At 42.1% G+C, this 10433-nt stretch carries 10 protein-coding genes and 2 tRNA genes; 2 read left to right on the top strand and 10 right to left on the bottom strand.

Translation table 11 applies throughout. The features are described 5' to 3' along the window. Positions 1-68 precede the first annotated feature (68 nt). From ltrA to purU, 10 genes are all read right to left on the bottom strand, one after another. Positions 69-1475, bottom strand: coding sequence for a group II intron reverse transcriptase/maturase (ltrA, locus tag DXB58_RS04130; RefSeq protein ID WP_117938143.1), 1407 nt, complete (start codon positions 1473-1475; stop codon positions 69-71). Between the two features lie 496 nt (positions 1476-1971). Next, positions 1972-2451 carry a ferritin gene (locus DXB58_RS04125; protein WP_122135971.1) on the bottom strand — a complete coding sequence of 160 codons (480 nt, stop codon included), beginning with the start codon at positions 2449-2451 and terminating at the stop codon, positions 1972-1974. Positions 2452-2592: 141 nt separating this feature from the next. Beyond that, complete coding sequence (lysA, locus tag DXB58_RS04120; RefSeq protein ID WP_122135970.1) at positions 2593-3753, bottom strand: diaminopimelate decarboxylase; 1161 nt, start codon at positions 3751-3753, stop codon at positions 2593-2595. 78 nt (positions 3754-3831) lie between these two features. Then, complete coding sequence (locus DXB58_RS04115; protein ID WP_117934928.1) at positions 3832-5151, bottom strand: aspartate kinase; 1320 nt, start codon at positions 5149-5151, stop codon at positions 3832-3834. A gap of 13 nt (positions 5152-5164) precedes the next feature. Next, positions 5165-5893, bottom strand: a complete 729-nt coding sequence (locus tag DXB58_RS04110; protein ID WP_004304028.1) for a cell division ATP-binding protein FtsE — start codon at positions 5891-5893, stop codon at positions 5165-5167. A gap of 41 nt (positions 5894-5934) precedes the next feature. Then, entirely contained in the window at positions 5935-6546 is a 612-nt protein-coding gene (gene hisIE / locus DXB58_RS04105; protein WP_122135969.1) for a bifunctional phosphoribosyl-AMP cyclohydrolase/phosphoribosyl-ATP diphosphatase HisIE, read from the bottom strand. Positions 6547-6610: 64 nt separating this feature from the next. Then, on the bottom strand, positions 6611-7363 hold the full coding sequence (hisF, locus tag DXB58_RS04100) for an imidazole glycerol phosphate synthase subunit HisF (RefSeq protein ID WP_009000029.1): 753 nt from the start codon (positions 7361-7363) through the stop codon (positions 6611-6613). 103 nt (positions 7364-7466) lie between these two features. Further along, a complete protein-coding gene (hisA, locus tag DXB58_RS04095; protein WP_117934933.1) occupies positions 7467-8186 on the bottom strand; it encodes a 1-(5-phosphoribosyl)-5-[(5-phosphoribosylamino)methylideneamino]imidazole-4-carboxamide isomerase in 720 nt (239 codons plus the stop codon). 18 nt (positions 8187-8204) lie between these two features. After that, positions 8205-8795, bottom strand: coding sequence for an imidazole glycerol phosphate synthase subunit HisH (gene hisH / locus DXB58_RS04090; RefSeq protein WP_008643438.1), 591 nt, complete (start codon positions 8793-8795; stop codon positions 8205-8207). Continuing rightward, on the bottom strand, positions 8795-9652 hold the full coding sequence (gene purU, locus DXB58_RS04085) for a formyltetrahydrofolate deformylase (RefSeq protein ID WP_004297049.1): 858 nt from the start codon (positions 9650-9652) through the stop codon (positions 8795-8797). Before purU ends, hisH begins: the two co-directional genes overlap by 1 nt. A 442-nt stretch (positions 9653-10094) precedes the next feature. On the opposite strand from purU, the gene DXB58_RS04080 reads away from it, so the two are divergent. Next, positions 10095-10168, top strand: a tRNA-Asp gene (locus DXB58_RS04080). A 54-nt stretch (positions 10169-10222) separates the two neighbouring features. Beyond that, positions 10223-10296 (top strand) — tRNA-Asp (locus DXB58_RS04075). The last annotated feature ends 137 nt before the right edge of the window (positions 10297-10433 follow it).

Genomic DNA, 10433 nt, shown 5'->3' with positions numbered 1-10433 from the left:
GTTTTCTTCCTACTTTCGCTTTCCGACCTCTCACACCACCGTACATGCGGTTCCGCATACGGCGGTTCCTATTTTGGGTACCATTCGAGATAATAATCCATTAGGCTAGCATAACCTGCTCTGCGCAACTTATCGTTAGACATTGCGAATGTAAGCAGACGGCTGAGTGCTACACGCCAATACCCGAGTCGAGTGTTACCCCATTGATACGCCTGCCAGTCAAGGACACCGCATTTCTTTAGATTTGCCACTCTGGTCTTGGGATTCTTCCATGATTTCCAGATACACATACGTATCCGTCGCCTTAACCATTCGTCCGTTTCAAGACAAAGACGCTTGATCTGGGCCAAGTGATAGTAACCTAACCATCCTCTTATGTATTTCCTAAGTTTCTGTTTCCTGCATTCATATCCCCACCCGTTACTACGACTTGTCAACTCCTTGAGTTTGAATTTCATCTTTGACTTGGATTGGGGATGTACCGTCAGCAGACATTTGCCTTTCATTACATAAAAAGAATAGCCAAGGAACTTTACTCCTTGCACGTACGACACAACTGTCTTTTCACGATTCACTTTCAAAAAGAGTTGTCCTTCAATGAATCGGGTGATGGATTCCTTGACGCGTTGTGCTGCGCGTTTGGATTTACAGAATATCAGCGCATCATCAGCATAACGAACAAAAGGGTGGCCACGGCTTTCTAGTTCTTTGTCCAGTTCATTAAGCATTATATTGCTTAACAGCGGACTTAAAGGACCACCCTGGGGAGTACCTTCCGTACTTGTTTCGAACAGGCCTCGGTTCATTACACCGCTGCGAAGATATTTGTGTATCAAACTCACAACCCTTCCATCCTTTATTGTGTGGCTAAGTATCTCTATCAGCTTGCTATGACTTACTGTATCAAAGAAACGCTCTAGATCAAGGTCAACTACATATCTGTAGCCCTCATCAACTATCTTCTGCGCTCTTCGCAGTGCGTCATGGCAGCCCCTTTTTGGACGGAAGCCATAACTTGTCATGGAGAACTGACGCTCGTAAATTGGTGTCAGAACTTGGTGGATGGCTTGTTGCACCAGGCGGTCTACCACGGTAGGAATACCCAAAAGGCGTGTCTTGCCATTAGCCTTAGGGATTTCAACCCTCCGGACTGGATTAGGACGATATGTCCCGTTTTGCAAAGAAATTATAAACTCATCCTTATTAGCCAAAAGCCATGGAAACAGTTCTTCCCATGACATCTTGTCGATACCGCCACACCCTTTATTGCCGGATACAGCTTTATAGGCTTTATTCAGATTAGAGGGACTAAGAATAAGTTCAAACAAATGTTCCTTGTCGAATGCTACTTCCACGATGTTGTCTTCGGTCATCCACATGAAAGTCTGCACTCCCTCATACCATTCGGATTCCGTCCTAGCTCTTTGAGAGCAGTCATTAGCTGGAGCTGATGTTTTCTGCATTCGTCCTTTCATAAGGTAACTTTCAATTACTATCGCTTAATTATTAGGTTCAGTCCTTCATGAAGCTTATCGATAACTTCACTACTATAACTTCTGCTGACTTCTCACGGCAAGCTTTACTCCGTACATTTCGTAAAAAAAAACTAGTCCGCACGTCCGTGAGACCTCCTCGGATAAGGGCATTATCTTTCCATCTTATACCTGCTTCATTTACACCAACCGTTCCGAATAGCTATAGGGCTTTGGTTCGCTTTGCAACCTTACCCACGGTCAAATGCCTTGTATGAAGTTTCTGTTCGTCAGGTCAGATGTTTGCTGCCGGCTTCCTTCTGATTCCAACTCGCGATGGACACCATTGCCATTGGCTATGTAATTCCCGCTATTAGGGCTTACTCGGGACTTACACCCGTTAGATAATGCTCATGCCGAGCGTACAAAGAAGCTGCCTGAACAGGAATTCAGGCAGCTTCTATCATATATTAAAGAACTATTTTTCAGAGTAGCATCATTAACGCTGTCCCAATTGTGAGTCTACAAAGAAAATTCCGGTATCACCAGCTTTCTTGATTTTATCAACAATGCCTTGCGCAGTAGCTTCTTCTTCTACTTGTTCGCGAACAAATCCCCACAAGAAATCCTGTGTTGCTTTATCTTTTTCAGCAGCAGCTACGTCTACCAGCTTGTCTACCAATTGAGAAACATGACATTCATGTTTGTATACGTGTTCGAATACTTCCAGAGGAGTACCCCATCCGTTAGGAACAACATCTATTTTATCAACTTTAGCAGTTCCTCCACGTTTGATGATATAGTCTGCCATGGCATAAGCGTGTCCCATTTCTTCCTGTGACTGCTTTTTCATCCAATGAGCAAATCCACTGAAACCTTCTCTCTCAAAATAGAAAGACATTGCTAAATACAGGTTAGCAGACCACATTTCAGCAGTAATCTGTTCGTTAATTGCATTCTGTAATTTTTCTGAAATCATAATCGTATTTTTTATTAAGTTGTTAATGTAGTTTCTTTTTGAACTCATTACAAAAATAACAAGCTTTCAGTTAAAATTGTTCCATGCACCCTATATTTTTAAACTACATTCACATTTTGATTGTAGCGGTTCATTTTTTACTTACACCAGTTCGTCGGAAGTATATCCTTTCGGCAATTCACGACAGTTGTATCCGGAAGCCATTATTTCACCATAAGCACCAGCAGAACGAAGGGCTATCAAGTCACCACGCTTCACTTTGTTCAGGTCAATTGCTTTTCCGAAAACATCAGACGATTCACAGATCGGTCCTACTACATCGTATGCCTCCAATGGTTCTTCGGAAGTAATATTTTCCATTTTATGGAATGCCTGATACAGAGCCGGACGGATAAGATCGGTCATACCTGCATCCAGGATGGCAAATTTCTTCCGTGTGCCTTGTTTTACATACAAAACCTTAGAGATTAAGGAACCGCACTGTCCTACAACTGCACGTCCCAATTCAAAATGCAAGGTCTGATAAGGACGCAATTTCAGTTGTCCGGCATAGGTAGCAAAGTAATCCTTGAAGTTCGGAATAGCCTGACGATTGGGATGTCCGTAGTCAATTCCCAAACCACCTCCTACATTAATATGTTCTACCAGAATTCTGCGAGCTTCCAATTTATCCTGTAATTCATTGACACGATTACAGAGAGCTACAAAATCGCCCATATCCAGAATCTGTGAACCGATGTGGAAATGAAGCCCGATAAACTTTACGTTTTTCATTTCCTGTGCCACATCTATCACCTTGTCCATATCCTGCATGCTGATACCGAATTTGTTTTCTGCCAAACCGGTAGTGATATTTGCGTGAGTATGTGCGCCTACATCCGGATTGATACGGAAAGCAACATTAGCCACCTTATTTTGAGCAGCAGCCAATTCATTGATTACTTCCAGTTCGGGGATAGACTCTACATTAAAACAGAAGATGCCGTACTCCAGCCCGAGATTAATTTCCCAGTCTGCTTTACCGACTCCTGCAAAAACAACTTTATTGACCGGAAATCCTGCACGGATAGCGGCACGAATTTCTCCACCGCTCACACAGTCGGCTCCCATTCCACTCTCACGAATGATGGTAAGTACTTTCGGGTTAGCATTTGCTTTGACAGCGTAATGCACTGAATAATTAGGATATTTGGCAACCTCATGGTTAATAGCCGACAATGTATCGCGCAGCACTTTGGTATCGTAATAATAGAAAGGTGTCTGCAAAGTGCGGAATTTATCGATTGGAAATATTCCCTTCATAATTCGAAAAACTTATTTAGTTGGTTAAAAAAGAGCGCTTTTATCAGTTCGGTAAAAGCGCTCGTATTATTTGTGGAATTATTTGCCGTTGAAAAGCATATCGCTCAACGATTGTAAAGCTACTTTCTTATCACACTCCCGAATGAGGAAGGAGATGTTGTAGTTACTTCCTCCAAACGAGATCATTCGCACCGGTATATCGCGCATCGCATCGAGTGCTTTCGCTTCAAAACCGACATTTTCCCATTCAAGGTCACCTACAACGCAGATGATACACATTTCTTTATCAACAGTTACTGTTCCGTATTTCTTCAGATCATCCAGAATCTCATTAAGATGTTTCGTGTTATCTATCGTAACAGATACACCGACCTCTGACGTACAGATCATATCGATAGATGTCTGATAGCTTTCGAAGATTTCGAACACCTTACGCAAGAAACCATGAGCCAATAACATGCGGCTGGATTTAATCTTAATAGCAGTGATGTTATCTTTTGCAGCTACTGCCTTGATCTTGCCTTTTTCCGTGTCGTTAGAAATCAGTGTGCCCGGAGCCTCCGGATCCATTGTGTTCAACAGGCGGACAGGGATATTGGCATATTTAGCTGGCTGAATACAAGTAGGGTGCAGAATCTTTGCACCGAAATAAGCCAACTCGGCTGCTTCTTCGAAGTGCAGCTGGCGTACCGGAGCGGTCTTGTCAACAATACGCGGGTCGTTATTGTGCATACCGTCGATATCTGTCCAGATCTGGATTTCGGAAGCGTTCACTGCTGCTCCGATCAGAGAAGCGGTGTAGTCGCTACCACCACGTTGCAGGTTGTCTATCTCACCGTAAGCATTGCGGCAGATGAAACCTTGCGTAATGTAGATTTCCGTATCCGGATAAAGATCGAGTTGAACACGCAACTTATCCTTAATATATACGGGATCCGGTTCTGCATTCTTATCAGTACGCATGAATTCCAAAGCCGGAAGCAACACGGACTTCACACCACATTCCTGCAGGTAGAAGTTTACCATCGCCGTAGAGATAAGCTCTCCCTGTGCCAAAACCACTTTCTCTTCGAACAAAGTGAAAAGGTCTTTAGTATAGGAGCGGATGTAGTCAAAGTGGGATTTGACAACTTCAAGACCTTTCTGTTTATATTCCTGGGTTGCAAAAAGCTCATCAATATGCTGTTTATATTTTGCTTCCAGCTTATTAATAATCTCGTTGGCACCCTCCGGATTCTTCTTATACAGATAGTCCGAAATTTCCACCAATGTGTTTGTTGTTCCTGACATAGCAGAAAGAACAACAATCTTCTGTTCACCATCGGTAATCAATTTGGCTACTTCCTTCATGCGCTGAGCAGAACCTACGGAAGTTCCTCCAAACTTTAAAACTTTCATTTTCGTTACTGTTTTAGTTATCTATATTTAAATCTATTTCTATTGTTCTCTGTCTGGGCATGTATTCATCGGTCACATCTACAATCTGATGGTCGGCACAACGATATACCCTGCCCGGATAATCTTTCAGCAGTTGCAAATTGTGCGTCGTCATCACTACCGATGAGCCGGATTCGCAGATATTGTGCAACAATTCAACGATGGCTTTACCTGTTTCCACATCCAGATTTCCGGTTGGTTCATCCGCCAGGATGATAGCCGGAGAATTGAGTACGGCACGTGCAATCACAATGCGCTGCTGTTCGCCACCGGAAAGTTCGTTCGGAAGTTTATAACCTTTGTTGGACATTCCCACCAGTTGAAGCACTTCTTCAATGCGATCCTGTATCTCCTGTTTGTTTTTCCAGCCTGTGGCACGAAGCACAAATTCCAGGTTATTATATACAGTGCGGTCTGTGAGTAGTTGAAAATCCTGGAATACAATGCCTAACTTGCGGCGCAGTTGCGGGATATGCTTACGTTTGATAGATCGCATATTATAACCCAGCACTTCCGCTTCACCGTCAATTACATCCAGTTCGCCATAAAGAGTCTTGAGCAGACTCGTTTTTCCCGAGCCTACTTTTCCGATCAAATAGACAAACTCTCCTTTGTGCAATTCCAGATTTACATCACTTAGCACACAGAGTTCCTGTTGATGGATTTCTACGTTCTTATATTGTATCAACGCCCCGTCATCCATGCCGACTCCCGTTTTTATTTTTAATTTTTAATCTTTACTTATTAATGCTTCTTCCATGTACTGCTATGTCTTTCCTGCAGTTCACGTGCAAGATCTTCAATGCGATAGCCTTTTGAAGTGAGCAATACAATCATGTGATAAATGAGGTCGGCTCCTTCGTAGATCAAACGTTCGTCAGTACCGTTCGTAGCTTCGATCACTGTTTCCACAGCCTCTTCACCTACTTTTTGAGCCATCTTATTGATTCCTGACTCAAACAGGCTGGTTGTATAAGAACCTTCAGGCATTTCTTCGTGACGCTTGTCTATGAAGTCCTGCAATGCTTTCAGGAACATGACCGGTTCTTCGTTTTTCTCACCCCAACAAGTGTCTGTACCTGTATGACACACAGGGCCTACCGGATCTACTTGAATCAGTAATGTATCATTGTCGCAATCAGCCTTTATAGATACAACATGAAGGAAGTTACCGCTTTCTTCGCCTTTTGTCCATAAACGATTCTTCGTACGGCTAAAGAATGTAACTTTTCCGGTTTCTACCGTTTTATCATAAGCTTCTTTATTCATGAACCCCAGCATCAAGACCTTACGTGTCTCGTTGTCCTGTATGATAGCCGGAACGAGTCCGTTCATTTTATCGAAATCCAATTCCATTTTTATATAAGTTCTAATTACTATTTCAATTTACAATTACTATCTATCGCCTACGAATGTTTTTTTACCTGATGGTAATTCCTTCGCCGCAAAGATACGATTTTAATTCGGGAATTTTAATTTCTCCGAAGTGAAAAACACTGGCAGCCAATGCAGCATCTGCCTTTCCCTGTAAAAAGACATCACGGAAGTGCTCCTTACAGCCTGCACCTCCCGAAGCTATGATGGGAATGGAGAGTTGATCCGCTAAAGCGGCAAGTGCTTCATTTGCATAACCGGCTTTTACACCATCGTGATTCATGCTTGTGAAGAGTATTTCTCCTGCTCCGCGTTCCTGTGCCTCTTTAGTCCACTCGAACAGGTCTTTATCCGTTTCGATGCGCCCTCCGTTCAGGTAACATTTCCAACCGTTTTCGGTCTGTTTAGCATCCACAGCCAACACACAAACCTGTGAGCCGAAATTCTTTGCAATCTCGTCAACCAACCGGGGATTACGGATAGCGGAAGAATTGATAGAAATCTTATCTGCTCCTGCATTCAGCAGACGGTCAACATCACTTAATTCATTGATTCCACCACCTACGGTAAATGGGATATTGATATTAGCAGCAATCCGCTTTACCAATTCCGTAAAAGTCTTACGTCCTTCATGGCTTGCAGTAATGTCCAGAAAAACAAGTTCATCTGCCCCTTGTTCACTGTAAGCACGGCCTAGCTCCACCGGATCACCGGCTTGGCGCAAGTTGACAAAATTCGTTCCTTTCACGGTTTGTCCGTCTTTTATATCCAGACAAGGTACTATTCTTTTTGCTAACACAATCCTATTTTATTTATTGTTCAACAATTTATAATCTATATTCCTGAAGCTTGATTCTTATCTTCCTTATAATAAAGGTATCCTATTTATTCAGATACGCTCATTATAGAAAAATTCTCAAATCTTGTAAGGTGATATGTCCTTCGTATAATGCCTTACCGAAAATAACTCCGGGAACACCAGCCTCATCCAAAGCAACAATATCATCCACCTTGCTCACCCCGCCACTAGCCATCAGATAAAGGTCAGGGAATTTCGCCAGCATCTCTTTATACAAATCGATAGAAGGGCCACTCAACATTCCGTCACAGCTAATATCCGTACAGATTACTTTTCGTATCCCCTTATCTATATAATTTTCGAGAAATGGAAAAAGTTCACAGGCACTTTCATCTTTCCAACCGTTGACGGCTATCTTATGATCTTTTACATCTGCCCCCAAAATAATCTTCTCACTGCCGTATATTTCCAGCCAATGACAGAATAATTCCGGATCTTTCACCGCAATGCTTCCTCCGGTTACCATCTGCGCACCGCTCTCAAAAGCAATTTTCAAATCTTCATCACTCTTTACTCCCCCACCAAAATCTATGACGAGAGAAGTGCGTGCAGCAATCTGTTCCAACACCCGATAGTTAACGACATGATGAGAAGCAGCACCGTCCAAGTCTACCACATGAAGCCTGCGAACACCGTTCGCCTCAAACTCCTTAGCAACTTCCACCGGGTTCTCATTATACACCTTTTTACTATCGTAATCTCCCTGGGAAAGGCGTACGCACTTTCCGTCAATAATATCAATGGCTGGAATAATTTCTATCATCTATTTACTATTTGTATCTTAGAGGTTTAAAAAGTTTGTCAGAATCTTCTCTCCTGTCTTACCACTTTTCTCCGGATGGAACTGGGTAGCATAAAAGTTATCTTTATGCAGCGCAGCACTGAACGGGTGAATATAGTCAGTTGTAGCAGCAGTAAAGTCGCAGGTCGGTACATAGAAGCTATGCACAAAATAGACAAACTCTTCTTCGGTGAACCCTTCAAACAATTTGCTATTCGTTTTTCCAATGGTGTTCCATCCCATGTGCGGCACTTTATCCTCATGTTTCTGCGGGACAAAACGTTTCACGTCCACATCAAAGATATTCAAACAATCGACTTCTCCTTCTTCGGAATACCGACACATCAACTGCATGCCGAGACAAATTCCAAAGACAGGCTGACGGAGATTCTTTATCAGTTCATCCAGTCCCGTTGCTTTCAAGTGGTTCATGGTAGTTTCCGCCTCTCCTACTCCGGGAAAAATAACTTTATCGGCCGATTGGAGTTCTTCTTTATCAGCAGTAATCACCGCTTCTACCCCCAACCGTTTTAAAGCATAATCCACAGAACGAATATTGCCGGCATTGTATTTTACAACTGCTACTTTCATCAGCTAAATATTACTGTTTTATTTTTATAAGCCAAAACTTTGCGCTCGATGTGCTTCTGCACTGCACGCGAAAGAACGATTTTTTCCAAATCCTTTCCTTTATTTACGAGGTCTTCAATAGCATCTTTATGAGTGATGCGCACTACATCCTGTTCAATAATCGGTCCGGCATCCAGTTCTGTCGTTACATAATGACTAGTTGCACCAATAATTTTCACCCCTCTCTGGAAAGCTGCGTGATAAGGCTTCGCCCCTACAAACGCAGGAAGGAAAGAGTGATGAATATTGATAATTTTATTCGGATAAGCATTAATCATCTGTTCGGAGATCACCTGCATATAGCGTGCCAATACGATAAATGTAATCTTATGTTTGGCAAGCAGTTCCATCTCTTTGCGTTCCTGTTCTTCTTTCGTCTCCTTGGTGATAGGGAACAGATAGAAAGGAATTCCGAAACGTTCTGCTACGTGCTGCAAATCCGGATGGTTACTTATAATAAGAGGTATCTCTACATTCCACTCTCCTGCCGTATACCGGGCTAGCATATCGAAAAGACAATGTGACAGCTTGGATACGAAAATAGCCATACGTGGTTTTACATCAGAAAAATAAAGACGAAAATCCATTTCATATTTTTGCCCGTAGAGTGTTCTGAAATAATCTTCAATTTTTTCCTGTGGAACCAGAAAATCTTTCAGTTCCCATTCAATACGCATGAAGAAGATGTTCTCTACATGATCTACATACTGATCCAGATAGATAATATTTCCTTTGTTTACCGTAATAAAGTCTGTCACTTCCGCAAGGATTCCCGGTTTGTCGGGACAGTGCAATAACAGTTTGGCTGTTGTCATCATTCTTTTTACTAATTAACGATTCTAGGCAGATTATTTTCTACCTTTCTAATTTTAGTCCGCAAAAATAACGATTTATTGCAAAATTACGAATTATTCAAGCAGAAAGTTGATATAAAAACGGTGATTTCTTACAGATAGAAAGATATCGGGAGTTATTTTCAATGAAAAGAATGACAAACTTTAGGATAGTGACGCCATTGCCTTCGGATAGTGACGGTATTCCATCGTGATAGCGTCACTATAATGACCGGATACCGTCACTATCCGATCAGAAGAAAAACGAATATTTTTTTTCATTACAAAAGTACTCAAAATGAGACACTAAGCATTTTTCTCGTTTTTTCTTGAAAAAAACTTTTCTCAAAACGCTTGCAGGTTTACAAAAAACAACTACCTTTGCACCCGCAATCGAGAGAGATGCAGATTAATAAATTGAAATTCTGGTGCGTTAGTTCAGTTGGTTAGAATACATGCCTGTCACGCATGGGGTCACGGGTTCGAGTCCCGTACGCACCGCTTCTTTCATTAAGAAGCAAAGAGAATAGAAAAGAGTTAATCCAATTAAAATTTGGTGCGTTAGTTCAGTTGGTTAGAATACATGCCTGTCACGCATGGGGTCACGGGTTCGAGTCCCGTACGCACCGCAATCTTATGAAGCAAAATCAAGAAAAGTTCTGAAGTTCAATACTTTGGGACTTTTTTGTTTTCTATAATTCCTAATAAAAAGCCGCGGAATGGCGCAGTTGGCACTGGCTTATCCGTTGGACTTTTTAAAGGATTG

The sequence above is a fragment of the Bacteroides sp. OM05-10AA genome, assembly GCF_003439055.1.
Lineage (GTDB): Bacteria > Bacteroidota > Bacteroidia > Bacteroidales > Bacteroidaceae > Bacteroides > Bacteroides intestinigallinarum.
This window is presented reverse-complemented; position numbering and strand designations above follow the sequence as displayed.

Coding starts and splice junctions, on each gene's coding strand:
- ltrA (WP_117938143.1), bottom strand. CDS start 1,475: ATGAAAGGACGAATGCAGAAAACATCAGCTCCAGCTAATGACTGCTCT.
- DXB58_RS04125 (WP_122135971.1), bottom strand. CDS start 2,451: ATGATTTCAGAAAAATTACAGAATGCAATTAACGAACAGATTACTGCT.
- lysA (WP_122135970.1), bottom strand. CDS start 3,753: ATGAAGGGAATATTTCCAATCGATAAATTCCGCACTTTGCAGACACCT.
- DXB58_RS04115 (WP_117934928.1), bottom strand. CDS start 5,151: ATGAAAGTTTTAAAGTTTGGAGGAACTTCCGTAGGTTCTGCTCAGCGC.
- DXB58_RS04110 (WP_004304028.1), bottom strand. CDS start 5,893: ATGGATGACGGGGCGTTGATACAATATAAGAACGTAGAAATCCATCAA.
- hisIE (WP_122135969.1), bottom strand. CDS start 6,546: ATGGAATTGGATTTCGATAAAATGAACGGACTCGTTCCGGCTATCATA.
- hisA (WP_117934933.1), bottom strand. CDS start 8,186: ATGATAGAAATTATTCCAGCCATTGATATTATTGACGGAAAGTGCGTA.
- hisH (WP_008643438.1), bottom strand. CDS start 8,795: ATGAAAGTAGCAGTTGTAAAATACAATGCCGGCAATATTCGTTCTGTG.
- purU (WP_004297049.1), bottom strand. CDS start 9,652: ATGATGACAACAGCCAAACTGTTATTGCACTGTCCCGACAAACCGGGA.